Origin of the sequence: Pseudodesulfovibrio sediminis (assembly GCF_020886695.1) — a bacterium.
Classification (GTDB): Bacteria; Desulfobacterota; Desulfovibrionia; order Desulfovibrionales; family Desulfovibrionaceae; genus Pseudodesulfovibrio; species Pseudodesulfovibrio sediminis.
In genome coordinates this window covers 3,602,238-3,627,679 of sequence record NZ_AP024485.1, presented here as the reverse complement: position 1 = coordinate 3,627,679, position 25,442 = coordinate 3,602,238, and the positions used below count along the sequence as shown (strand labels likewise).

The 25,442-nt window shown below is 55.4% G+C and carries 25 protein-coding genes; 5 read left to right on the top strand and 20 right to left on the bottom strand.

The window, feature by feature from the left end; genetic code table 11:
* Positions 1-77 precede the first annotated feature (77 nt).
* The 17 genes from tatC to SRBAKS_RS16985 form a co-directional block, all read right to left on the bottom strand.
* Entirely contained in the window at positions 78-1,352 is a 1,275-nt protein-coding gene (gene tatC, locus SRBAKS_RS17065; protein ID WP_229592094.1) for a twin-arginine translocase subunit TatC, read from the bottom strand.
* A gap of 6 nt (positions 1,353-1,358) precedes the next feature.
* Positions 1,359-1,712: a Sec-independent protein translocase protein TatB gene (gene tatB / locus SRBAKS_RS17060; protein ID WP_229592093.1), complete on the bottom strand. Its 354-nt coding sequence runs from the start codon at positions 1,710-1,712 to the stop codon at positions 1,359-1,361.
* Between the two features lie 31 nt (positions 1,713-1,743).
* The gene (guaA, locus tag SRBAKS_RS17055) at positions 1,744-3,288 is read right to left on the bottom strand and encodes a glutamine-hydrolyzing GMP synthase (RefSeq protein ID WP_229592092.1); all 1,545 of its coding nucleotides are present in this window, start codon (positions 3,286-3,288) and stop codon (positions 1,744-1,746) included.
* Between the two features lie 72 nt (positions 3,289-3,360).
* On the bottom strand, positions 3,361-4,815 hold the full coding sequence (gene guaB / locus SRBAKS_RS17050) for an IMP dehydrogenase (RefSeq protein ID WP_229592091.1): 1,455 nt from the start codon (positions 4,813-4,815) through the stop codon (positions 3,361-3,363).
* 68 nt (positions 4,816-4,883) lie between these two features.
* Complete coding sequence (locus SRBAKS_RS17045; protein WP_229597013.1) at positions 4,884-5,591, bottom strand: ABC transporter ATP-binding protein; 708 nt, start codon at positions 5,589-5,591, stop codon at positions 4,884-4,886.
* A 1-nt stretch (position 5,592) separates the two neighbouring features.
* Positions 5,593-6,387 carry an ABC transporter ATP-binding protein gene (locus SRBAKS_RS17040; protein ID WP_229592090.1) on the bottom strand — a complete coding sequence of 265 codons (795 nt, stop codon included), beginning with the start codon at positions 6,385-6,387 and terminating at the stop codon, positions 5,593-5,595.
* Positions 6,380-7,633, bottom strand: a complete 1,254-nt coding sequence (locus SRBAKS_RS17035) for an ABC transporter permease subunit (RefSeq protein WP_430709136.1) — start codon at positions 7,631-7,633, stop codon at positions 6,380-6,382. Before SRBAKS_RS17035 ends, SRBAKS_RS17040 begins: the two co-directional genes overlap by 8 nt.
* 82 nt (positions 7,634-7,715) lie before the next feature.
* Positions 7,716-8,618: a branched-chain amino acid ABC transporter permease gene (locus SRBAKS_RS17030; RefSeq protein ID WP_229592089.1), complete on the bottom strand. Its 903-nt coding sequence runs from the start codon at positions 8,616-8,618 to the stop codon at positions 7,716-7,718.
* Positions 8,619-8,701: 83 nt separating this feature from the next.
* Positions 8,702-9,820: a branched-chain amino acid ABC transporter substrate-binding protein gene (locus SRBAKS_RS17025; RefSeq protein ID WP_229592088.1), complete on the bottom strand. Its 1,119-nt coding sequence runs from the start codon at positions 9,818-9,820 to the stop codon at positions 8,702-8,704.
* A 187-nt stretch (positions 9,821-10,007) separates the two neighbouring features.
* On the bottom strand, positions 10,008-10,649 hold the full coding sequence (locus SRBAKS_RS17020) for a tetratricopeptide repeat protein (protein WP_229592087.1): 642 nt from the start codon (positions 10,647-10,649) through the stop codon (positions 10,008-10,010).
* Positions 10,639-10,785 (bottom strand): CcmD family protein, encoded by a 147-nt coding sequence (locus tag SRBAKS_RS17015; protein ID WP_229592086.1) that lies wholly within the window; start codon positions 10,783-10,785, stop codon positions 10,639-10,641. The genes SRBAKS_RS17020 and SRBAKS_RS17015 overlap by 11 nt, the downstream gene beginning before the upstream one ends.
* Before the next feature lie 29 nt (positions 10,786-10,814).
* Complete coding sequence (gene ccsA / locus SRBAKS_RS17010) at positions 10,815-11,480, bottom strand: cytochrome c biogenesis protein CcsA (RefSeq protein WP_229592085.1); 666 nt, start codon at positions 11,478-11,480, stop codon at positions 10,815-10,817.
* A gap of 2 nt (positions 11,481-11,482) precedes the next feature.
* Complete coding sequence (locus SRBAKS_RS17005) at positions 11,483-12,160, bottom strand: heme exporter protein CcmB (RefSeq protein ID WP_229592084.1); 678 nt, start codon at positions 12,158-12,160, stop codon at positions 11,483-11,485.
* Positions 12,154-12,816, bottom strand: a complete 663-nt coding sequence (locus SRBAKS_RS17000; protein ID WP_229592083.1) for an ABC transporter ATP-binding protein — start codon at positions 12,814-12,816, stop codon at positions 12,154-12,156. Before SRBAKS_RS17000 ends, SRBAKS_RS17005 begins: the two co-directional genes overlap by 7 nt.
* Positions 12,817-14,715, bottom strand: a complete 1,899-nt coding sequence (locus SRBAKS_RS16995) for a heme lyase CcmF/NrfE family subunit (RefSeq protein ID WP_229592082.1) — start codon at positions 14,713-14,715, stop codon at positions 12,817-12,819. It abuts the gene before it with no gap.
* Positions 14,716-14,854: 139 nt separating this feature from the next.
* Positions 14,855-15,286 carry a cytochrome c maturation protein CcmE gene (locus tag SRBAKS_RS16990; protein WP_229592081.1) on the bottom strand — a complete coding sequence of 144 codons (432 nt, stop codon included), beginning with the start codon at positions 15,284-15,286 and terminating at the stop codon, positions 14,855-14,857.
* A 30-nt stretch (positions 15,287-15,316) separates the two neighbouring features.
* Positions 15,317-16,372: a hemolysin family protein gene (locus tag SRBAKS_RS16985; protein ID WP_229592080.1), complete on the bottom strand. Its 1,056-nt coding sequence runs from the start codon at positions 16,370-16,372 to the stop codon at positions 15,317-15,319.
* 130 nt (positions 16,373-16,502) lie between these two features.
* On the opposite strand from SRBAKS_RS16985, the gene SRBAKS_RS16980 reads away from it, so the two are divergent.
* A complete protein-coding gene (locus tag SRBAKS_RS16980; protein WP_229592079.1) occupies positions 16,503-17,531 on the top strand; it encodes a glycosyltransferase family 9 protein in 1,029 nt (342 codons plus the stop codon).
* A gap of 97 nt (positions 17,532-17,628) precedes the next feature.
* Here SRBAKS_RS16980 and nadD read toward each other — a convergent pair whose 3' ends face one another.
* The 3 genes from nadD to SRBAKS_RS16965 all read right to left on the bottom strand — a co-directional run bounded on the left by nadD (position 17,629) and on the right by SRBAKS_RS16965 (position 20,080).
* The gene (gene nadD / locus SRBAKS_RS16975; protein WP_229592078.1) at positions 17,629-18,282 is read right to left on the bottom strand and encodes a nicotinate (nicotinamide) nucleotide adenylyltransferase; all 654 of its coding nucleotides are present in this window, start codon (positions 18,280-18,282) and stop codon (positions 17,629-17,631) included.
* 55 nt (positions 18,283-18,337) lie between these two features.
* Positions 18,338-18,661 carry a carboxypeptidase-like regulatory domain-containing protein gene (locus tag SRBAKS_RS16970; RefSeq protein WP_229592077.1) on the bottom strand — a complete coding sequence of 108 codons (324 nt, stop codon included), beginning with the start codon at positions 18,659-18,661 and terminating at the stop codon, positions 18,338-18,340.
* A 159-nt stretch (positions 18,662-18,820) separates the two neighbouring features.
* The gene (locus SRBAKS_RS16965) at positions 18,821-20,080 is read right to left on the bottom strand and encodes a glutamate-5-semialdehyde dehydrogenase (protein WP_229592076.1); all 1,260 of its coding nucleotides are present in this window, start codon (positions 20,078-20,080) and stop codon (positions 18,821-18,823) included.
* Positions 20,081-20,413: 333 nt separating this feature from the next.
* Between SRBAKS_RS16965 and SRBAKS_RS16960 the strand changes: the two genes are divergently transcribed.
* From SRBAKS_RS16960 to SRBAKS_RS16945, 4 genes are read left to right on the top strand one after another with little or no spacing between them, the layout of a single operon-like run.
* Positions 20,414-21,064, top strand: a complete 651-nt coding sequence (locus SRBAKS_RS16960; protein ID WP_229592075.1) for a YfgM family protein — start codon at positions 20,414-20,416, stop codon at positions 21,062-21,064.
* Between the two features lie 29 nt (positions 21,065-21,093).
* Positions 21,094-22,929 carry an indolepyruvate ferredoxin oxidoreductase subunit alpha gene (gene iorA / locus SRBAKS_RS16955; protein ID WP_229592074.1) on the top strand — a complete coding sequence of 612 codons (1,836 nt, stop codon included), beginning with the start codon at positions 21,094-21,096 and terminating at the stop codon, positions 22,927-22,929.
* Positions 22,930-22,931: 2 nt separating this feature from the next.
* On the top strand, positions 22,932-23,528 hold the full coding sequence (locus tag SRBAKS_RS16950; RefSeq protein ID WP_229592073.1) for an indolepyruvate oxidoreductase subunit beta: 597 nt from the start codon (positions 22,932-22,934) through the stop codon (positions 23,526-23,528).
* Between the two features lie 10 nt (positions 23,529-23,538).
* Entirely contained in the window at positions 23,539-25,119 is a 1,581-nt protein-coding gene (locus tag SRBAKS_RS16945) for a sigma-54-dependent Fis family transcriptional regulator (RefSeq protein WP_229592072.1), read from the top strand.
* Positions 25,120-25,442 lie beyond the last annotated feature (323 nt).

The following is a 25,442-nucleotide window of genomic DNA, read 5'->3' as shown; positions in this document are numbered from 1 at the left end:
CATTTCTCTATAGGAATTCTCTAGAAAAATAAACCGGGCAGATGTCGCCAACTTGGCTCATCTGCCCGGTACTACTCTTAGGCTTTTTCTTTTTCGCTTTCCGCTTGGTCATCCGTCTCAGCTTCTTCAGCCACGGCATCCCTTTCAGCTTGAAGTCGGGCCTCTTCCTCTTCCTGCTTCTTGAGGTGACGTTTCTCCTTTTTACCGAAGAAGAAAGCCAGCCAGATTCCAAGCTCGTACAGGAGAATAAGCGGTCCAGCCATGAGACACTGGGTAAAGGGATCAGGCGGTGTCAGGATGGCAGCCAGTATGAACCCGGTGAGGATGGCATACTTGCGCTTCCTTCTGAGCCCCTTGGAGGAGACTATGCCCAAGCGAGCCAGGAAGAATATGAATAACGGAAGTTCAAAGACGAACCCGAACGCGAACAGCAATTTCAGACAAAAACTCAGATATTCATTCAACTTGGGTGTAAATGCGATACCGGCTGTAGAAAAGCCTGCAAAGAACTCGAACCCAAAGGGGAAAACGACAAAATAGCCGAACAGGGCACCAGACGTAAAGAACACGGCGGAAATGATGGCCATGGGGACCATCCATTTGCGCTCATGGGCATACAGTCCCGGTGCGATGAAACCCCATATCTGAGCGAATATATACGGACTGACAAGGAAGATACCTGCCACGATCGCAATCTTGATATGCGAAAAGAACGCTTCTGCCGGATAGGTATACTGAAAATGCCCCGACTGCGCGACCTGCATGAGCGCCTGCTGCAAAGCGTCCATGAACACCTGGATCTGCTCCGTGTGCTGGAACCCCTTATCGGCAAGCATCTCGGTCAGGACACGACCGAAATCATCATAAAAGGCCTGCGTCAACAACGGATTGTTAGCAGCCTGTTCCTTGAAAACCTCGATCATGGGCGCCATGAGGATGTCAAACATCTGCTCGGCGTAACTGTAACAAGCAAGCATACCGACAACCACGGCGAAGAAACTGCGCATCAAACGCGACCGAAGTTCGCCGAGATGATCAAGCAGGGACATCTGTGCGCCCTCGCCTTCATCTTCCGACTCCTCTTCGTCGTCATTACTTCCGTCGTCCTCTTGGGGATCGTCATCGTCGAGCACGGGTACGCTCCCGTCCACAGGCGTGTCACCACCGCCGCCACCGGAACCGGCTTCGGCCATGTTCTCTTCAGCCTGCGCCAACTCCTCCTCAGAAACAACGGGAATATCCGCATCCATGAGAGAGGGATCGTCGTCAGGATCTATCTGTGACGCGGACGAGGAATCAACGGTCTGTTCCTCATCCGGGGTCACTTTCACATCGTCTTTTTCGGAACTCATGCGATCTTAAGCCTTTTGCTCGTCTGAATCACCATTCGCGGGTTGAGCGGCTGCATCGACCGGGGTCTCGACCGGCTCGGCTTCGGCCGTTTCAGTCTCCGCCGTGGCGGTCCCAGCTTCAGCTTCGGCTTTTTCCGCCTTGCGACGGGCCAATTCTTCTTCCACTTCTCGCTTGCGCGCTTCCGCTTCAGCCTTGGTAACCTCGTCGTCCAGGGTAGACTTCACATCATTGCCCACGCGCTTAAACTCTGCCACCCCCTTACCCAGGGATCTGAGCATCTCGGGCAATTTTTTGGGGCCGATGACAACAAGTGCCACAAGGCAGATAATCAGTAATTCAGGTCCGCCAATTCCAAACATGTATGCGTCCTCTTCAAAGGCAGTTTAATCTCTATTCCCACTCAATGGTGCTCGGCGGCTTGGAGGATATATCCAAAACTACGCGGTTAACACCCTTGACCTCGTTGATGATCCGGTTGGACATGCGTGCGAGTATATCGCTCGGCAGTCTGGACCAGTCAGCGGTCATGGCATCCAGAGAATCGACAATGCGCAGGGCAATGACGTTCTCATAGGTGCGATCATCACCCATGACACCCACGGTCTTGAGCGGCAGCAGCACGGCAAAACCCTGCCACACCTTACGATACCAATCAGAGGCGACCATCTCGTTCTGCACGATGCGATCAGCCAGACGCAGAATTTCCAGACGCTCTTCGGTGACCTCTCCGATGATACGGATGGACAGGCCCGGGCCGGGGAACGGCTGACGCCAGATGATATGCTCGGGCAGCCCCAGCTCGTAGGCGGCGCGGCGTACTTCGTCCTTGAACAGTTCACGCAGGGGTTCGACCAGCTTGAGGTTCATCTTCTCCGGCAATCCACCCACGTTGTGGTGGGATTTGATCACCGCCGAGGGCCCCTTGAAGGATTCGGACTCGATGACATCCGGGTACAGGGTGCCCTGACCAAGGAACTCAACGCCTTCAATGGCCTTGGCTTCACGATCAAAGACCTCGATGAACTTGTAGCCGATGATCTTGCGCTTCTTCTCCGGGTCCTCAACGCCCTTCAGGTCGTTCAGGAATTCATCAGCGGCATCCACCAGTTTGACGTTCAGGTCGAAGTGTTCGGCAAGGAACCCGATGACCTCTTCCTTCTCGCCCATCCGAAGCAGGCCGTTATCCACAAAAATGCAGTGCAGATTTGCACCGATGGCCCGGTGCAGCATCACGGCCGCCACGGTGGAGTCGATGCCACCGGACAGACCAAGAACGACCTTGGCATCGCCCACCTGCTTCTTGAGGTCCTCGATGGAGGTCTCGACAAAAGACTCCATGGACCAGGAAGGCTCCAGGTTGGCGACCTTGAACAGGAAGTTCTGGATAATGGTCGCGCCGCCAGTGGTGTGCGCCACTTCGGGGTGAAACTGGAGGGCATAAATTTTCTTGTCGACATTGCCCATGGCCCCGAACTCGATGGAATCGGTCTTGCCCATGGGGACAAAGCCTTCCGGCAGTCCTTCAACACGATCACCATGCGACATCCAGACCGTGAGGTTGTCCTTCTCTTCGATGCCTTCGAACAGAACGCAGTCGTTTTGAGGAGTGAACTGGGCTCGGCCATATTCGCGGTCCGTGGAAGCCACGACCTTGCCGCCCATATTGTGTGCCAGCAGCTGCATGCCGTAGCAGATGCCGAGGACAGGGATACCCATTTCAAGGTAATCCATGTTCAGCGCCGGGCATCCGCCTTCCAGTACGGAAGACGGCCCGCCTGACAAAATCAGCGCGGACGGCTTGAATGCCTTCACTCGTTCGGGATCGACGTTACAGGGATGAATCTCGGAGTACACGCCAGCCTCGCGCACTCGGCGCGCAATAAGCTGGGTGAACTGACTGCCAAAATCTAATATAAGAATTCTATTGTCGTGCATGTATTTCTCTCTAATTCACAATGGAAGAAATGAAAAGATGAATTAACTTCCCTCAGTGCCGCACCGAGATGGTTAGCCGTCACCGCGGTAGTTGGGAGATTCCTTGGTAATCGTCACGTCATGGACGTGAGATTCACGCAGGCCAGCCGGAGAAATCTGCACCAAATGGGAGTTCTCGTACAAGTCATCAAGGCTGGCAGAGCCGGTGTAGCCCATGCCGGAACGAAGGCCGCCGATCATCTGATACAGGGATTCGCCCACTTTGCCGCGATAGGCGACACGCCCGACGATACCTTCCGGCACCAGCTTCTTGGACTTCTCCTGGAAGTACCGGTCGGAGCTGCCTTTCTTCATGGCGTCGATGGAACCCATTCCGCGATACTGCTTGTAAGTACGGCCTTGGTACAAAATGGTTTCACCCGGAGACTCATCAGTACCGGCGAGCGCGGAACCCATCATGCAGGTGTTGGCACCTACGGCCAGAGCCTTGACCACGTCTCCGGAGAACTTGATGCCACCATCGGCGATGATGCACTTGTCGGCTTCGCGGGCGGCACGGTTGGCCTCCATGATGGCGGTGATCTGCGGGACACCGACACCGGCGACAACGCGGGTGGTGCAGATGGAACCGGGGCCGATACCGACCTTGACGGTGTCCACACCGGCTTCGATCAGCGCCTTGGCACCTTCATAGGTAGCGATGTTGCCGCCGACCAGTTGCAGTTGCGGATAGGCTGCACGCAAATCACGAACGGATTTCAAAATATTCTCGGAATGTCCGTGCGCGGAATCCAGAACCAGGAAGTCCGCTCCAGCGTGAAGCAGAGCCTCGGAGCGGCTCAGGCAGTCGTTGCCGACACCAATTGCAGCACCAACCAGCAGACGGCCTTTGGAATCCTTGACTGCGTCAGGGTATTTCTTGTGCTTGTTGATATCCTTGATGGTGATCAGGCCGCGCAGACGATTTTCAGCGTCCACGACCAGCAGCTTTTCAATACGATGCTGATGCAGCTTGCGCTTGGCTTCGTCATTGTCAATGCCTTCGGGGACGGTGACCAGATCACGCGAAGTCATCAATTCGGAAACCAGAGCACTGTCATCTTTGACGAAACGGATGTCACGGTTGGTGATGATGCCCACCAGGTGGTCGCCTTTTACAACAGGCAGACCGGAAATACGGTATTCGGACATGATCGCCTTGACCTTGCCCAGATCATCGTCAGGATGCACGGTAATGGGGTCGGAGATCATACCGGACTCAGACTTCTTGACCCGGTCGATCTCACGGGCCTGTTCACGAACGGACATATTCTTGTGAATAACACCAGCACCACCATGGCGGGCCATGGAGATAGCCATACGCGACTCGGTGACCGTGTCCATGGCAGCGGATATAAGGGGAATGTTCAGCTTCAGTGTCGGGGTCAGGTAGGTGGAAACATCTACCGCGTGTGGCAGGACGTTGGAGTATCCCGGTACCAACAGAACATCGTCAAAGGTCAGGGCTTTTTCAAGAATTTTGCTCATGTCATTCCTCCAGAGCTTATACGTTATATATAAAAGGCCGGGCTCATGGCCCGGCCTTGTTAGCGTCGTTAAAGACCTAAGTAAGCCTTCTTGACCGACTCGTCAGCCAAGAGCTTGTCGCAGGTGTCCGAAAGGACCACCCGCCCGTTTTCCATGACGTACCCTCGGTGGCCTATTTTGAGCGCAAGGTTGGCGTTCTGCTCCACGAGGAAGATCGTCGTGTTGTTTTCCGCATTGACCTTCTTGATGATTTCGAAGATCTGTTTGACCACCAATGGCGCGAGCCCCATGGACGGTTCGTCCAGCAGCAGAAGCCGTGGCTTGGCCATGAGCGCCCGGGCAATGGCCAGCATCTGCTGTTCACCGCCGGACAGGGTGCCTCCCTGTTGCTTGCGCCGCTGCGCCAGAATGGGGAAAAGATCAAAACTATAGTCGATATCCCGTTTGATACCGGCCTTGTCGTTGCGCATGAACGCGCCCATGTCCAGGTTCTCCTGAACCGTCAACTCCGGAAAAATAAGGCGCCCTTCAGGCACTTGGCAAATTCCCTGCCCCACGATCTGGTTAGGGGCCGACTTGGTGATGTCATCCCCTTGGTACAGGACCTGACCTTCACGAGCCTGAACAATTCCGCAGACAGTCATCAGCGTGGTGGATTTACCCGCGCCGTTGGCACCGATCAGGGTAATGATTTCACCCTGATCAATGTGCAGATTGACGTCGTAGAGGGCTTGGATATTCCCGTAAAAGCTGTTGACGTTCTTGAGTTCGAGCATCCTAGTCATCGTCGTCCTCCCCGAGATATGCTTTGATAACAGCCGGGTTCTCGGCGATTTCCTGAGGCGTGCCATCTGCGATCATACGCCCGTAATCAAGAACGTAAATGCGGTCTGACATACTCATGACCATTTTCATGTCGTGCTCGATAAGCATGATGGAAATGTTGAATTGCTGACGAATATCCGTGATGAGCTGTTCCAGTTCCAATGTTTCCTGCGGGTTCATGCCTGCTGCGGGTTCGTCAAGCAACAGCAGGAAGGGGTCGGTGGCCAGGGCGCGGGCGATCTCAAGCCGCCGCTGCTTGCCATAGGGAATATTGGACGCCAACTCATTGACGTACTCTTCCAGATCCACCAACTTCAGCAATTCATAGGCGCGTTGAATAACGGCTTGCTCTTCCTGCCGCGTTGCCTTGTTGCGGGAAATGGCTCCCCAAATGGATGACTTGGTACGGCAATGCGTACCGATCATGACATTTTCCAGGGCGGTCATGGAGTGGAAAAGACGGATATTCTGAAAGGTGCGGGCCATGCCCAGCTCAGTAACGATGTTGGGCTTTCTGCCGTTGATACGCACAGTTTTTCCCTCGGCCTTGGGGTCGATGGAGACGTCCCCTGACGTGGGAGTATAGATACCGGTAATGCAGTTGAAAAAGGTGGTCTTTCCGGCTCCGTTGGGACCGATAAGCGCCACGATCTCCTTGTCGCCCACAACCAGATTGACTTCATCAAGAGCACGGATGCCGCCGAAGTCCTTGGAGACGGAGTTGACGTTCAAGACTGGGTTATTCATTGGCTGCACTCGCAGTTTTTGATGCTGTATATTCATAGATCTTGCGCTTGGCGCTGATCAGCCCCTGCGGCCTGAAAACCATGACCAGAACCATGATCGCACCAAACAGGAGCATCCTGAATTGGGCAAAGTCACGCAGGTATTCAGGCACCAGGATGAGGATGACCGCTCCCGCGATAACCCCGCGAATGGAGCCCATGCCGCCGATGACGACGATGGACAGGATGATGGCCGATTCCCAGAACGTAAAAGAAGCCGGATTGACGAAGGTCGTCTTGGCGGCAAAGATCACACCGGCCATACCGGCCCATGTGGCACCCAGAGCAAAAGCCATGAGCTTGGTCTTCACCTTGTCGATGCCCATGGCCTGACAGGCTATTTCGTCCTCACGCAGAGCCAGCCAGGCTCGTCCGATCCGGGAGTTCTGCAGGCGGTTGACGCAGAAGATGGTAAAAACCATAAGGCCGACCATTATATAGTACATATACGTAGTGGAACCGCTAATGCTGAACTTGATGCCAAAAAAATCGGGACGAGCGATGGAAGAGATGCCGGAGGGGCCCATGGTGACGTCGCCCCAGTTTTCAAGCACCAGTCGGATTATCTCACCAAAGCCCAATGTGACGATGGCCAGATAGTCGCCACGAAGTCGCAGGACAGGAAAACCGAGCAGGAGACCAAGGAGCGCGCCGAACAATGCCCCAACAGGCAGCATGAACCAGAAACCGATGCCCCAATGCATGTTGCACAAGGCGTAGGCATAGGCTCCAATGGCGTAGAAGGCCACATAGCCCAGGTCGAGCAGACCGGCTAGGCCGACAACGATGTTCAGTCCCAGTCCAAGCACCACATAGACCAGACAGGAGATCATGATATTTGTCTGATACAGGCTTGAAACCTGCGGGAAAAGAACGGCGATCAATCCGAGAACAGCCAAAGCGCCGAACTTCAGCGTGTTGTTGGACTGTATCTTGGTCAGCAACGCTTCGCCTCTGGATTCCTTCTTGGTTGCATCTTCCTTGAGTTCCTTGCGAGCCAGGAGCCAACGCCAGACAAATGAACCGAAAAAGATTGCCAGAGCCATATAGCCGATCTTCTGCCAATGCCACACCACGGTGTTCTGAATGGTGTTGACCTTGATTACCAGGATCGGAAAGGTCAGGAAAGCGAACCAGACAGCAGCCAGGAATGACTTCTTGATCGCATGGGCGAAACTGTCGCACCCAGCGGTCAGGAAGAAATTCAGGAAGCTCTGATTTTCACTTTTTGTTGTTTCACTCACAATACATTCCTTACATAGCCTTATGCTTGTATAGGTAAATTCGGGGCTAGACCTTTTGGGTCTTTTCCTTGCCCATGATGCCCGACGGCCTGAAAATCAGGATAAGCACCAACAAGCAGAACGCGAACACGTCTTCATAGTCGGAAGAGACATAGCCGGTGGCGAATGCCTCGGTCAGACCAAGAACAAGCGCACCGAGCATGGCGCCCGGGATGGAGCCGATACCACCCAGAACAGCAGCAGTGAATGCCTTGATACCTGCAATGAAGCCGATGTAATAATTGATCTGACCGATGTGCGAAGCGATGAGCACGCCACCCACGGCAGCCAGAGATGAACCGATAACGAACGTCGCCGAAATAACCATATCGACATTGATGCCGACGAGCATGGCCATCTTGCGATTCTGTGCAGTGGCACGCATGGCCTTGCCGAGCTTGGTGAACTTGATGAACAGCGTCAGCCCGATACAGGACAGGACGGTCATCGCGATGATTACCAGCTCCGACGAACTCATAATGCTGCCAGCCCCTTTCATGAACTCGAACTCGGGAACAAGTTCCGGGAAAGGCAGAAAGTCAGAAGTCTGTGCGAGCATGACGTAGTTCTGAAGAAAAATGGACATGCCGATGGCGGAAATAAGCGGGGAAAGCCGCGGAGCACCACGCAGGGGCTTATAGGCGACTTTTTCTATGGTGAAACCATATGCAGCAGACCAGATGATGGCACAGATAAGCGCTATGGCCAGAATGGAAATTCCGGGAAAACCGTACATGGTCAACAAACCAGCAACAATCAACCCGGTAAAGGCACCGATCATGTAAATCTCGCCGTGGGCGAAGTTGATGAGCTCGATAATGCCGTAGACCATGGTATAGCCAAGGGCGATGAGAGCATAGATGCTCCCGCGGGTCAGGCCTCCCAAAAACAGCTCGAGGAAATATTCCATTATGATGAAATCCTGTTCATTAAATAAATCCAGGGGACGGGCAAACGCCCGTCCCCTGGTTAAATGCGGTTAAGAGTCAATAACTACTTAACTTCCGTGTACTTGCCGTCTTTGACCTGATAAACTGAGAAGCCAACGCCTTCGGCATCGCCCTTGGAGTCGAACTTGATCTTGCCAACAGCGGTTTCAACGTAGTTGTTATGCAGTGCGTCAACAACCTTGTCGTAATCGGTGGAATCGGCAGCTTCGACTGCGGCCAGCAGAGCCTGGGCAGCAGCATACGCCTGGGAGAAGAACGGACCCGGGTCTTCGCCGTACTCGTCCTTGTGAGCCTTAACAGCTTCCTGATTCATGGGCAGGGAGGACAGATCCTTGGGACCGGTTGCGTAGACGCCTTCGGCGTACTTGCCTGCGACCTTGATGAACGTATCGTCCTTCACGCCGTCATCAGACAGGAAAGGAATAACGAGATCCTTCTTGCGCATGCCGGTAACGATCTTGGAAGCTTCGGGGTGGTATCCACCGAAGATCACGCCGTCAGCGCCGGAACCTTTGATTTTCTGGACAACAGCGGAGTAATCCACTGCGCCGGGAGTCACGCCTTCGAACAAGACGACTTCGACTGCGGGATCAGCTTCAATGAACTGCTTGCAAAAAGAGGCAAAGCCCTTACCATAGTCGCCCTTGTCGTGAATGACGGCGATCTTGGTCAGGCCGAGTTTTTTGGCGAACTCTACTTCCAGCAGAGCCTGAGCGTCGTCAGGAGCGATGGTACGGAAGAAGTTCGGGTACTCGCCGGACTGTGTCAGCGGCGGGTTGGTGGCGGAAGGAGACATGACAACGATCTTGCCATCCAGATAGATGGGCAGAGCGGATTTGGTAGCACCGGAACAAATATGACCGAGAACAATCTTCACGTCGTCGGAAACCATCTTGGTAGCAGCGTTAGTGGCCAGCTCGGGCTTGCACTGGTCGTCCTGTGCAACAACTTCGACCATCATGCCATTGACACCGCCGGCAGCGTTGATCTTGGCGGCCACAAGTTTGGCGGCGTTGACGCTGGGCAGTCCATACGAAGCCAGGTCGCCGGAATGAGCGCCAGCAACACCAAGAACAAGTTTCTTTTCCTGGGGTTCGCCACAACCGGCCAGCATGGCCACCATGGCAAAACACAGAGCGATCAGGGTCAATTTGATTCTCATACTATCTCTCCTAAAAATGTATAAGGTTCACTAACACTTGAGTATGCAAAAAAAGCAGACACTCCCGCAAAAGACCGCTTCCCTGACGATTTCATTGCGGAATGAGCCATTGTATTTATTTTACTCTTCTTGTCAATTATATCCGCCTGTTCTTCTGACGGATTAACCAACTGTATTTCCATGTAATTTATTTTTCGAGCTCTTGACGTGCCAGCTTTATCATTTCCGCATCTTGTTTTTCCAAAGCCAGGACCTTCTCGAAATAAGTTTTGGCAACAGCTGATTTTTTGAAATAATGTTTGTTAATTACGCCTAAATTGAAAAGAGCCAGAGTATCGTTACCGTCAATTTTCAGGATCGCTTCGTAGGCCTCTGCGGCCTGTTCATATTTTTCTGTATTAAAATACGCGATGCCTGTCCCTTTGAGGACATTGACATTCTGCGGCTCCAATGCGTGGGCCTTTTCCAACGGTTCAATCGCCCTCTCCCAGGCTTTCATCATGAGAAAGGAGTTGCCCAGCCCAATGAGCGCTTCAACGTCATTGGGATTCGTTTCAACCCGAGTCATGAACTCTCTGACGCGGGACATGGCGCCCCCCATGGCGGCCCCGCCCTCTCCCATGGCTTGATTGTCAGGACCGTGATCCTGTGTACCGTCGCCATCATGATCGTGGTCCTCAACCTGCGGCTGGCTGCTCACCTGTCCTTTCACAAACAGATTCGGATGATTCATGCGATAGAGGAAACTGGTTACAAACATGACTGCCACCGTACCGATCACAACCAGTATGACAGCCTTTCTTCCAAACGATACCGTACTAGCCGTCATTGGCGTCTCCCAGAAGTTCAAGCTGCTGAACGCGCTTTTCCAGCCCGGCGGACTTGGAAGCCAAAAAGACCAGATACCCGGCCACACCCAGCCAGACAGCGATATTGGCAATGAAAATATACGTGGTTACTGACATATTATATATCCTTATTGGTTGCGGTATTCTTATTCCTGATCATCCCAGACGAGCATGGCTTCGAGCCTGGCCAGCAGGCCGAGCTGTTTGACACGGGTGAGCAGCATGGCCCCCCAGACGAACCCAAAGGCAATCAATCCGGCAAACACGGTCTTCCACATGGAGAGCTCCATGCCGGATCCCTTGCGGGCCAATCCGTCCGGATGTGCGCTACCCCACAGTTTGGCCGAAAAGAACACCAACGGCACATCGAGGAAGGCCACGATTCCCAGCACGGCACAGACCAGCGCCTTCCGGTCACGACCCATGGGCGTGGAACGTAGCACCAGATATCCGGCGTACACATACCACATAATGAGCGCGGTAGTCAGCTTCGGGTCCCACAGCCACCAGTGGCCCCACTCGGCCCTGGCCCAAACAGAGCCGGTCACAAGTGCCAGCGTGGCAAACAGCATACCGAGTTCGGCAGCGGCACCGGCCACACGGTCAAAGACATCCTTGCGCCCGAAAAGGAACAGAATGGATGAGACAAAGACCACGAAAAAGCTTATGAGCGCCCACCAGGAACACGGCAGGTGCAAATAAAAAATCTTCTGCACCGGCCCGGACTGGGCAATGGGTGCGTAAAACCAGATCATGTACTGATGAATCAGCAGGCCAATGCCTGCCAAGGCAGCGAGAATCTTCACTTTCATATCTATTCTTCTCCGCTATACACAAACGGGAACAGGAACAATCCCGCCCCGGCAAACAGGCAGTCAAAAGCGAAAATCAGACCGAGCCACTTGTCATAGGCCTCAATCTCTTCTGACGAAAAACAAAACCCGAACAGGGTGATACCCGCCAGCAACACAGGCAGGAGCAGGGGAAAGACAATGACCGACAACAGGGATTCACGAGCGGCCTGCCCCTGCGAAAGTGCGCCTAGCAGTGCGCCGATGACCACAAGCCCGATATCCGCGCCGATCAGCGTGACGCCAAGCAGCCACAGTGGACCATTAATCGTCTGCCCCAGAAATGCGGCGGTTGCCGGAAGAAACACGAGCTGCGAAATCAACAACAGCGTAAACCCTGCCACGCCCTTGCCGATCCAGACCGAGTGGACAGGCGCTGGTGAGGACAATATGCCGATGCGCGCTCCGTTAGCCTCTTCAATGGAGAAGAGATCGTTAAAGACCAAGACCAGGCCGAATGCGGACGCCAGCCAGAAAATGGCCCCTGCCGCCTGCGCGGAAATGGTTCCGCCCAGCGGTTTGGACAGGGAAAACAGAAAGATCAGCAACAGCCCGAGCAGGACAGCCTGCACCAACCCCTGACCGCCGGAGACGGAGAGCTTGAGGTCCTTGCGAGCCATGACAATGGAGCGCTTCAGCATGCGGCCTCCGGGGTAAACTCGGATGCGGGACCGAAGTAGGCGACCTTCTTGCCGCCGAGAGCCAGGACCTTGTCGGCCAGCGCCGTATCCTCCACCACATGGTGGCTGATCCAGATGACGGAAATACCCTTGTCCCGGAACCCGGTAATCTCACCACGGAGTGTAGCCAGAGACTTGGGGTCCAGTCCGGTTCCCGGTTCATCGAGGAAGATGAGCTTTGGCTCCACCTGATAGATGCGGGCAAGGTTGAGCCGCTGGGCCATGCCGCGAGAAAATGATCCGGCCTTTTCCTCGGCAGCTCGCTCCAGTCCGACGCGCTTGAGCAACGTCATGAGTTCATCGCGAGAGGGAAAGAGGCCGTACATGGCCCCCCAAAATTTGAGATTCTCCAAAGCGGTCAATCCCGGATAGATGAACGTGGCGTGGCCGAGATAGGCCACGTCTTCGGGGTCGAGATTCAGTGAGACATCCCCGGCCGAGGGTATGCTCAGGCCGGCCATGATGCGCATGAGCGTCGACTTGCCTGCACCATTGGGACCGGCCACCAGCATGATTTCGCCGGGGCCGAGTTCACAGGAGACCTCTTTGAAGACGAGCTTGTTGCCAAAAAATTTGGCCGCCCGCTTCACGGACAGAACCGCATCGGACACGCTCATCTAGCGGTCCTCACCCGGTTTGGGCATCCGGCGCAACAGCAGGAAGGCGACGACGCACATGAGCGTGCCACCGATCCAGATCCAGTTGATCAGCGGGTTGACGCTGACCTTGAAGCTCGCTTTGTTATCGTCGGTCAGTCCGAGCAGAGTCGAATAGATTTCATCGCCCAGTCCCGGCACTGTGGAGACTTCCGCAAACTGCTGCCGCTCGAAGTTTTGATAAATGCGTTTGTCCGGCACCATGATGCCTATGAGCTTGTCGCCTTCGTGCACTTCCAGCGTGGCTGTGGCGCGCACCTTGATATCACCGACATTGCCATCCTGCACCAGGTCAGTGAACGTGATGCGATAGGTGTCGACCATGGCGGACTCACCCTTGGCGAGTACGAATTCCTCTTCGACCTTGTAGGGACCGGAGAAGGCTATGCCGAGCGCCATGAGCACGAGACCAAGATGGATACCGTATGCCCCCCATGATTGACGCATGGAGCGCATGGCCGGGTAGAAAACGAACAACAGCACGATCCCCACGATGGCGGCCACGGATGCGGCGGCGGTGAGTGCGGCCAGCACATTGGTCATGCCGCTGAGATACAAGCCCACAAAGGAAACCACGAGCACGCCGGTGACAATGAGCAGGCCCTTCATGTTGCGGACGCCGCCCTTCCAGCCGAGCCACGGACAGTAGCAGAAAATCAGCACAAGGAAGGACATGAACGGCAGACAGACACGATTATAGAAGTTGGCGTCAAGGCCAAGCGGCTTGTTCGTCCAGATCTGGCTGATGACCGGCCAGAGGGTTCCCATGGAAACGACCAGACCGAGCGCCAGCAAAAACCATGCGGCAATGACCAGCATGCCCTGACGGCTGAGGAAGTCCGACAATGTACGGTGGACCGTCCTCTTGGAAAGGAACGTAACCATGAGCGTAATGACCAGCATGAGAATCATGCTCCAGAACAGCGGTTGGGCCACCGGTGACTTGCCGAAGCTGTGCAGGGAATCAATGACGCCGGAACGGGTCAGATAGGTAGAGAAGATACACAGCAGAAAGGTCAGGGACATGAGAAAGACGTTGGTGCGCTGCAGCGCGTTGCGCCGGGCCTCGATGATGGACGTATGCAGCACGGCAGTGCCTGCAAACCAGGGAATCAGGGAAGCGTTTTCAACCGGATCCCAGGCCCAGTAACCGCCCCATCCCAGCTCCATATAGGACCACCATCCGCCAAGCACGATGCCACCGGTCAGAAAAACCCAGGAAAGGATATTCCAGTTGCGGGTAATGGTAATCCACGATTTCTCCTCACCGGCAATGGACGAAGCCAAAGCTGCGGCAGCCGGGATGGAATACAGGGCGAAACCAAGGAAGAGCAACGGCGGATGGAAAATCATGCCGGGGTTGCGCAACAGGGGATTCAAGCCGCGACCATCTCTGGGCGCCGGAATAATCTCGATGAACGGATTGGACCAGCCGGTAAGCAGGAGCAGGAAAAATCCCTGAATGGTCAGGAAGAACATCCAGAAGAACAGCTTGGTCTCGGTAGAGAGCGACTTGTACCCCGGCGTCACCACGAAGATCATGCCGGAAATAGCGATGATCAACTCCCAGAAAAGGAGCGACCCTTCGCGTCCGCCCCATAATGCCGTGAGCGTGTAGACAAAGGAAAGCGCATTATCCACGTTCTCATAAACATACTGGAAAGAGTAGTCCCGAGTGGTCAGACCGACCAGAAGAACAAACGAGGAAAAAAGGACACCGCCCGCCGCCACCATCTGGCCGCGCTCGATGAAAATCAGTACGTTTTCCTTTTTACTCCAGGCCGAAAAACCGGCCCAACAAGCAAGAAAGAGAAAAGCGAGCAGGGAAAAGAGTAAACCGACATACCCGGTCAGATGCATTCGAAGCTCCTTAAAAGATGTGCATTCGATTCTCCGGGCATAGCATACCCGGAAATCGCTGATCCATGAGAAAAGTTACAAGGCGGTAATGTGGAAGATGGACTGAGGCAATCATGTGAAAAAGATTTCACCATGACACCTACCCCTTGTTCTGCTCCATCTGCTTGCTCTGCTCTTCATACTTGGACGGACATTTGGTCACCAGAGTTCTGGCCACAAACACTTCGCCGTCCGGGGTAAACGTGCCTTCGACGATGACCTCGACGTCCTCTTTGAAGGTGTCAGGCAGCGCACCCTTGTATTGAACACGCAACGACTTGTCGTGTTCCAATTTATCTATAAGATCGAAGCTGGCTCCGAGCTTGCCATCCACTATCTCCAGATTCTGCGGTGAGACTTTGCCGAACAAGCGGGCCTGACCAACCTGTCCGCGATCCTCGGCCAGGGCCTCGGACACATTCATGAAGTACACGGAGTCTTCGGAAAGGCCGGAAAAAATGAGATAACCGAGGCCACCAAGAAAAAGGGTTAACGCCACGATATATACGAATTTACTGGAGCTTTTCGCCATTCTGCTTCCCTGCGCATGAGAGCGCGTTTGCTACTCTTTCGAGTCGGTGTCTTTCTTTCGCATGCCGGTCAATTCATCCCGCTGCAATCGAGCGAGTTCCCGCATATCAACCACTTGGTCGGTCTCGTCAACTATTTCACTGCCTAAAATTTCTTCAAGCACATCTTCCAATGTGACAACCCCGGCCACCCCACCATACTCGTCAAGCACCACGCAGAGATGCAATCGGCTGCCCAGGAATTTCACCAAAAGCTTGTCCAGCGTAATGGTCTCAAGGACAAACTGCACCGGCAACATGAGATCGGACAGCCTCAGCTCATCACGATCGTCTGCCAGGGCTTCGAGCACCTGCCGCCGATAAATCACTCCCACGATGTCTTCAGGGTCCTCGTCAAACACCGGAATCCGGCTGTGCGGCCAATCAGGATGCTTTTCCCGAGCCTCGGCAACGGTCATCTCGGACGACATGGAGAACACCACGGTCCTCGGCGTCATGATCTCCTCCGCCGTCTTCAAATCGAGGGAGAGGATGTTGCGTATGGACTGCTCCTCATACGGTTTGATCACACCCGACCTCCGGGTCAGGCTGACAATGGCCCTGATGTCATCCTCCGTATGATCCGGCTTGCCATCCTTCCGATTCACGGCACGGGAAAGCACACCCATAACCGCAATGACCGGCCTGAACAGCCAGACCATCCCTTTGAGCGGACGGGCCAAAGGGGGCGCGATGCTATCGGAATAGAGCACGCCAACGGTCTTTGGAAGAATTTCAGTGAAAATGAGAATAATTACTGTAAAGCACATTGTAAAGAGCCAGAGGGTCTCTTTACCGTATAAATTTGCCCACGCCCAGCCAGCCACAGCAGCGCCCGCCGTGTGCGCACAGGTATTGAGCGTCAGAATGGCGGTGATGGGCTCATCAATATTGGAACGCAGCTTATGCAGAACAGACGCAGATTTCCGACCGGAATCCTTAAGTTTTTCAATATCCGCCCATGTCATCGAGTACAAGGCCGCTTCGGCCACTGAGCAGAACATTGAAACAAAGACGGCAACACCTACAGCAAGAATGAGTTCAATCATGAGTTTTATTTACTTCCTCAACTAGTCCATTCCAAACGGTTTATTCTGCATGGAATGTATCAGATGGAACTCACCCACGCAATATGCATCGCACTTGACTTCCTACCGGATTGAGGCGAACTGAACGGACATGAGCACTTTGGATACATTCAGTCATTGTGTCGCCATCCGTCTCGGTCACATGGGAGACGTGGCGCTGACCACAGGCGTGCTTACCCATTGGCACAACACACGCGGTACCACCTTCACCATTGTCACCAAGGCGGGCAACGCTCCCCTGTTCGACAATCACCCGGCAGTTTCCGAAGTTATCGGATTGTCGGATGCCGAGCTCAAGAACAAGGCGTGGTATGTCAAGGCCGGCAAACTGGCCGACACCTATTCAAACCATGCACTCCTCGACCTGCACGGCTCCCTGCGCTCGCGAATCCTCGCCCTGCGCTGGAAAGGACCGGTCAGACGATACCCGAAGTTCGGCCTGACCCGCAGGCTCTACGACCGCACCCGCTGGAATCTGTTCCGCGCAAAGCTGGAAGCCACCACCGTTCCCCAGCGGTATGCCCAGGCCCTGGACGACTCACCGCCTCCGGCCGACGAACTGGTGCCACAGATTTATCTGAATTCCAAGGAAAAGACAGCGGCCGCGGCCCAACTGGCATCCATTGCCACGGCTCACCCCCGCGTCGCCCTGCATCCCTATGCCACGCATCAGGCCAAGGAGTGGCCCAAAGAGCATTGGCACGAACTCATCGAATTACTGGACGAGACTGGCATTGGCTGGTTCGTGATAGGCAGAAGCAAAATCCCACTGAACGGGCTTGATCAGCGAGACCTGACCAATGCCACCAACCTGCGCGAAACCTGCGCTCTGCTTGACGGTGCGGATCTGTTGATCACCGGCGACTCCGGCCCCATGCATCTGGCCTGTGGAGTAGGAACCCCTGTGGCAGCCCTGTTCGGCCCCACGGTCAAATCCTGGGGATTCTATCCGGCCGGTCCCAAGGATCAGGTCATTGACCAGCAGCTTGCCTGCCGTCCCTGCTCCCTGCATGGAGCCAAAGCGTGCGACAAGGGATTCGAATGCATGACGTCGATCACGCCGGAAAAAATGATGCGGGTGGCAACAGGTATTCTCGTTTCCGAGATGGGATTGGTATAGAAAAGCTCTCCCGCCTTGCGGCAGGTCGGCTCAACACAAGCTCAGGGAGACTCCAACTAAACAGTCTCCCTCTCCCTCGCCTGGTGCTGTCAGCTGTTTAAATCCGTTTTCCCCAATGCGTTTCGATCTCATCTGCCCGCTCCTCCAGCATCGCTTCGACACCGGGCGGCACCAGCAGAGCCAGACTCTTTCTCTCACGCCACCGACGACGGAGGTATCTCCCCTTGATATCAAGCCGAGGCGTATCGACCAGCTCAATGGTGGTGCCACCGGGCAGACGCCAGAGATTTGCGTCCTGCAGAGCCTGGGGCCAGTTCCTGCCCACAAATTCGGCAACAGAGGCGGCCGCCTCCCAGCGGTGCACCACAACAAGATTGGTCAGGTCCGGAATATCCACGCCACGCCGCCATTTGGGCAACTCAAGGAACGTGGATGCCCCCATGATAAAATAGGTCTCGATCTCCGGCTGTTCAGTACGATAGCAGGTCAGAGTATCACAGGTAAAAGAAGGCCCTGCGCGCTCGCCCTCAACAGCGTTGGGCTGTAATCCGGGGATGGACTCGATGGCCCGTTCGACCATCTCCAGACGAAATTCGAAAGGCAATATATCGCTATTCACCTTGTGCGGCGGCACTTTGGCGGGCATCAGCTCCACCCGGTCAAGCGAGCACCGCTCCAAAACCTCCAGCGCCATGCGCACGTGTCCGGTGTGCACCGGATTGAAACTGCCGCCGAGAATGCCGATCTTCACTGGGAATCTCCTTGATTGCCTGCATGATAAACAGCTTGCACCACCTGTGCAAGCACTACCGTTGGGCCTCTGCCTTGATGTCGACCTGCTTGTTGCCCGAGCGCATGAAAGGAACCCGTAGCTCGCCGACCAGCTCCCCCTGGGCCAGCGCCCGCACCAGGAACATGCCGGGCGTCACATCATTGAAAGCATATTCGCCGGTCCCTGTGGTGAACGCCACCAACCGATACGGAGAGATGTCGCGCAGGAGTTCGACCTTTGCTCCCGACATTGGCTGCCCGTCGGCTCCGGCCACCGTACCGAAGATACGCCCGTCTCCGGCAAAAGCCGTTGCAGTAATCGCAAGCACACTCATCATCATGATCATTTTTTTCAGCATGCGCCGCCCCTTTCTTTACCCCCTATCCGATTTCCCTCACCCAAGCAAAAAAGGCCGCCCCCAGGGACGACCTTCTCTTACATTCTATCAACAGGAGACACTGCTATTACAAAACCGGCATTCCGTCTCCTCCAGACGCCTTGCTGGAAACGCACCGGGCTAGTCCCGAATCTGGCCTTCGCCCATGAGCACGAACTTGGCGCTGGTCAGCTCCTTGATCCCCATGGGACCGTAGGCGTGCAGTTTGGAAGTGGAGATACCGATCTCGGCGCCCAATCCCAGTTGCCCGCCGTCGTTGAACCGGGTGGAAGCGTTGGCCACCACAAGGGACGCATCCACTTCACGAATGAACCGCATGCAATGTTCGTATTCTTCGGACAGAATGGATTCCGTATGGTTGGAGCCATACCGGGCAATATAGTCAATGGCCTCATCCATGTCGTCCACGACTTTGACAGCCAGAATCAGATCAAGAAATTCATATCCCCAATCCTCATCAGTAGCGGCCTCGGCATACTCGTCCATAAGCGGCAGCGACTTTTCGCACGCCTTGAAACGAACTCCCTTGGGACCGATGGACTGAGCAACCCGGGGAAGCAGCGTATCGGCGACATCTTTGTGAACAAGCAGGCACTCCAGTGCGTTACATCCGCTGGGGTACTGCATTTTGGAATTCTCGATGATGGACACGGCCTTGTCGATATCACAGGAAGCATCCGCAAAAATCTGGCACACGCCTTTGTAATGCTTGAGCACAGGCATGGTGGCCTGACTGGTCACGGCGCGAATGAGCCCTTCGCCACCCCGCGGAATAACCACGTCGATGTATTCGTCCAGCTTGAGCATTTCAGCAACGGCTTCGCGATCTGTTGTGGGAGGCACCTGCACGGCATCACGGGGCAGACCGGCCTTCTCAAGAGCCTGGTGCATGAGCCCTGCAAGACATTTGTTCGAGTGGAAGGCCTCCGACCCGCCGCGCAGGATGACCGCGTTCCCTGCCTTGAGACAAAGGATACCGGCGTCAACCGTGGCATTCGGACGGGATTCATAAATCATGGCCACCACGCCGAGAGGCACACGCATACGCCCGACCAGCATGCCGTTGGGGCGTTTGATCATGGATTCGATCTCTCCAACGGGGTCAGCCATGGCCGCCACTTCCCGACAGCCCTGAATCATTGATCCAAGGACCTTCTCGCTGATGGTCAACCGCTGTACGCGCGCTTTGTCCAGACCGCGTTCGGCCGCGGCATCCAAATCCAACTGGTTGGCTTTGGCAATGGTGTCTGCTTCGGATTCCAGCAGATCGGACAGAAGAAGCAATGCGTCCTGTTTGGCCTTGCCGGAGGCCTTTGCCAGCCCACGTCCAGCAGCCTTGGCGCGTTGCCCCATCTCCACCATTTGTTCACGAATGTCCATTTCGACTCCTTATAAAAACATCGGCACCGGGACCGAATAAAATTTTGTTTCGCAGGGAACCATTTTGCTAACCCTCACCAGGGGATAAAGTCAAATACTTGTGTCCGGGCTCCTTATACACTTTACGTGAGCGCATTTGATTCGATTTACGTTTTTTGTCACACTCTATGGAGAGCCCCTGAAAAATGACCCTTTTTACCCTATTCTGCAGCCGTTTTACAAAATAGGCTTTGACCTTTTTTACAATTTTGCTTATCACCCCATTTGCGTTGGCGGGCCTTGCTTCCCGGCCTTCGCACCACCGAAATACCTTCATGGAGGCACAAAAAAACAATGGCTGAAAATCAAACTCCCAACCAGGATGTACTCACAGATATCGAGTCACACGCTCCTGCGAGCCTGCACCCTATCATCGAAGCCGCATTCAAATACAGTAAACAACTCATTATTGCGGTCTGCATCATTATCGGTTTCGCTGCCATCTATGCCGTATACACCGGCTACAACAACAGTGTCATCAGCTCGGCACAGGCAGAACTCGGCGCCATACTCGTGGACAACCCCGGGCCGGAACGCACAGCCAAGCTGGAGACGCTCCTGACCTCTGTCCCCGGATCAATGAAACCCGCTGTTGTCCTAGAGCTGGCACAGGCCAACATGACTGATGGTGCCTACGACAAGGCTGTCACCTACTGGGAAATGCTCGCCAACGAATCCAGCGACATGAATTTCATCGCGCGCATGGGCAAAGGCAAGTCCCTGCTCCTTGACGGCAAGGCTGCTGACGCCATGGCCGAATTCAAGGCATTGGCCGATGGTGCCTCCGAAGCATACACCATCCCGATCAATCGCCAGCTCGCGCTGGCCGCTGAAGCCGCAGGCGACAATGCCCAGGCTCTGGCTGCATATAAAGTACTGGCCGAGAAGAACACCAACGACAAGCCCTTTGTCGACTACAAGATCTCCCAGCTGGAATCCAAGTAACCGCCAATCATTATTTATGGAGTTCTACTATGGCGAATCCGCTTCTGACTGAAAAGTCCGGCGACACTCACCTACTTCTCGGCAACGAAGCCATTGTGCGCGGTGCAATTGAGGCAGGCATTCAGGTTGTATCCTGCTATCCGGGAACACCCTCATCCGAGGTGCCCGACACGTTTTATCGCATTTCTCCCGAAGGCAAATACTACTTCGAGTATTCCGTCAACGAGAAGGTCGCCCTGGAAGTCGCTTCCGGCGCCACCCTGGCCGGGGCCATGTCCATGTGCACCATGAAACACGTTGGTGTGAACGTGGCCGCCGATCCGTTGATGACCCTCTGTTATGTGGGCGCTCCCGGTGGTCTGGTTCTGCTCTCCGCCGATGATCCCGGCTGTCACTCCAGCCAGAACGAGCAGGACAACCGTATTTACGCACGTCTCGCCGGAATGCCTATCCTGGAGCCTGCCACGGCACAGGAAGCCAAGGACATGGCCCGGGACGGTCTGCGGCTGTCCAAAAAACACGGCGCGCCGCTCCTGCTTCGCACCACCACCCGCGTCAACCATCTGCGTGGACCGGTGGAATTCGGCCCAGCATCCGATCCGGGCAAGGCCGAAGGGTTCAAACGCAATCCCTCGAAATTCGTGCCCATCCCGGCATTCGCCCGCCCCATGCATCTGGCTCTGATGGAGCGCATGGAAGCGCTGAAGGCTGAAGCCGAGAAATCCGAATACAACACGCTCTCCGGTTCCGGCGATCTCGGCATAGTCTGCTCGGGCATCTCCCGCGCCTATGTGAACGACGCACTGGAAAATTCCGGCCTGACCGACAAGGTCACCGTGCTGGAGCTCGGTTTCCCCTACCCTCTGCCTGAAAACAAATGTCTTGATTTCCTCAAGTCCGTTTCCAAGGTGCTGGTGGTCGAGGAACTGGAACCCGTGGTCGAAAACGATCTGCGCGTCCTGGCCCAAAAGAACGAACTCTCCATCGAGATTCTCGGCAAGGGCACCCTGCCGCAACACGGCGAGTTTTCCGTCACCTTGGTGGAAAACGCCATCCGCGCAACGCTGGGCGAGCCGCCGGTTGTGGAGTGCGACTGCACTCTGCCGACCCTGCCCATGCGTCCGCCGAACCTGTGCGCGGGCTGCCCCCATCGCGGAACATACTTTGCCGCCAAGAAAGTCTTTGGCGACGATGCGGTCTACTCGTCCGACATCGGTTGCTACACGCTCGGCATTCTGCCCCCGCTTCAGGCAGCGGATTTCCTCATCTGCATGGGGTCGTCCATCTCTGCCGGTGGCGGCGTCGCCCAGGCATCCGGCCAGACCGTGGTCGCCTTCATCGGTGACTCCACCTTTTTCCACTCCGGCCTGTCCGGTGTGGCCAACGCGGTCTTCAACTCGCATAACATTCTGCTGGTTGTCCTCGACAATCGCACCACTGCCATGACCGGCCACCAGCCGAACCCGGGCGTGGACAAAACTGTCATCGGAGAGAATGACCACCCGCTGGACATCGAAACCGCTGTCCGAGGGCTCGGCGTCACCGAAATACGCACGGTCAATCCCTTCAACCAGAAGAAGACCCTGGCCGCCTTTGAAGAACTCAAGGACATGAGCGGCGTGCGCGTCCTCATTGCCAAGGAGCCCTGCCCGCTCTACACCCGCAGGGTGTACAAGAAAGTCGCCCCGCAGGTCGCCTACGTTTCCGAAACCTGCGACGGCCGGTTTGAATGTCTGGACCGTCTCGCCTGTCCCGCCATGTACAAGGAAGGCGGCAAGGCAGCAGTCAACCCCATCCTGTGTAACGGCTGCATGCTCTGCCTGCAGGTATGCGGGCACATCAAAGCCAAGAAGAGAGGCAGCTAATCATGAGTGCCAACCCGAAAATCCGTATATTCCTGACAGGTGTCGGTGGACAGGGAACCCTGACCGCCACGACCCTGCTTGCCAAGACCGTGCTCGCTCAGGGGCTTGATGTCACTTCCGGTGAGATTCATGGCATGGCCCAGCGTGGCGGCGTGGTGGAATCCACCGTGCTTATCGGCTGCAAGTCCCCCAAACTCGGCCATGGCGAAGCTGACATTCTGGTCGGTTTCGAGCCAATGGAGACCATGCGCGCATTGCCGTATTTGAAAAAGGGCGGTTTGATCATCTCCTCAACCGAGTTCATGCCCCCGCTCTCCGTGGCCATGGGCAAGGAAGAGTGCCCGACCATCGAAGATATCAAGGCTGCCGTGGCCGGATGTACCGACAAGGTCTATTTCATGGCCAGTCAGGCCATCGGCCTCGAAGCCGGTGCCGTACAGGCCGGTAACATCGCCATTCTCGGCGCGCTTTGTGCCGCTGGCGAACTGCCCTTTGGCCCTGAAGCATTGGAAGAAGCCATCAAGGTAAACCTTCCCGCAAAGATTCAGGCCGTAAACCTCAAAGCCCTGGAGCTTGGTGTTAACGCCCTTAACACCTAGAGAAAGCTATATGTCTACCACAACACAAGACACCTCTGACCTCAGTTACCTGAACACGCTCAAGCTGGTTCAGGACACACTGACTCAGGACACCCCCTTTGAGGAGTCTTTGAATGAACTGCTGAAACTGCTGGCCAGGGACATGGGATATGTCCGGGCGTTCATGGTCATCATGGACCCCAAGACCGAGAACCTCAAACTCTCGCTCACCTATTCTCCTGCCCAGACAGATGATGTCACCTACTCACCTGGCCGGGGTATCATCGGCCGCGTGTTCGACTCCGGTGAATCCATCACCATTACGCGACTCTCCGATGATCCCGAGTTCCTGAACAAGGCGTTCGGTCGGTCCGAAGACGAACTCAAGAAGCTTGGATTCATATGCGTGCCCGTCATCAACCTGCGCACTGACGATATTGAAGTCATTGGCGCGCTCTCTGTTGACGTTCCGCTCATCCCTGCCGACGACATGGCCGCCCACCGCCAGTTCCTGGAAGTGGTCGCGGGCATCATCGCAGGCCACGTTGCCCAGTTGCAGGAGGAAATGGCCACCCAGAACCACCTGCTTTCACAGGGCCTGATGTCCGGTGGAACCGAAACGCCCACCCCCAAGGACTTTGTGGCCGCATCCAAGGCCATGCGTCTGGTGCTCAGGCAGTCCGGTCAGGTGGCGCCCAGCCGGGCAACCGCCCTGTTGCGCGGCGAATCCGGCACAGGCAAGGAGCTACTGGCCGAGGCTATTCATTCCTCCAGCCCCAGAGCCGACAAACCGCTCATCAAGCTCAACTGCGCGGCCCTGCCGTCCGAACTCATCGAGTCCGAACTGTTCGGTCACCAGAAGGGAGCCTTTACCGGCGCCTTTCAGACCAAACGCGGACTGTTCGAGGTGGCCGACCAGGGCACCCTGTTCCTGGATGAAATCGGCGAGCTGTCCATGGATGCCCAGGCCAAGGTGCTGCGGGCCATTCAGGAAAAGGAAATCCAGCGAGTCGGCTCCGAGCAGACCATCACGGTTGACGTGCGCCTCATCTGCGCCACCCATCAGCCGCTCGAAGAGCTGCTCGAAAAAGGGTTGTTCCGCGAGGATCTCTACTATCGAATCAACGTCTTCCCCATCTTCATCCCGCCACTCAAGGAACGCCGTGAGGACATCCTGCCCCTGGCAGAACATTTCCTGAGTGATTTCACCGATGAATACGGCAAGGAAGTCAAACGCATATCCACGCCCGCCATCGAGCTGCTGAGCATGTATCACTGGCCCGGAAACGTGCGTGAACTCAAAAACTGCCTGGAGCGCGCGGTCCTGCTCTGCGAAGAAAAGGTTATCCGCACCTACCACCTGCCGCCCACACTCCAGTCGGCGGAAAGCTCCGCCACCGGCACCAACCTCTCCTTTGGCGAGGCCGTTGCCAAGTTCGAGCAGGAGCTGCTCATTGACTCGCTCAAGAAGACCGGCGGCAACATGCTGCAAAGCGCCCGCGATCTACGCGTCTCGTACCGAATCGTCAACTACAAGGTGAAGAAGTACAACATCGACGTGAAAAAATACTCGCAGTCAAAAAAGAGAATGAAAAACAAGCTGGAAGGCTAATCCAAAAGCGACCTGAAACATCAGGTCGCTTTTTTTTGTGCCTCCGGCGGCCCTATCGGGAGTCGCCTTCAGCGGGACCAGAGAACCTTTTGAAAAAGGTTCTCTGGACTCTCCAAAACTTTTTGTCGCGCCTGTCGGCGAGAGTGTGGTTTGCCGAAGAGGCAACAGGCTCAAAGACTATATGCACTGGCTACCTTTTCATACTCTCCAATAATTGGAGCGACTTGGGTGCCAAAGGCACCCAACAGCGGCTCTCGCTCCCCGACGACGTGAGGATCGGACGGTGCCGGAAAAATGTGCAGATGCGCCGCTATCACAAGCCG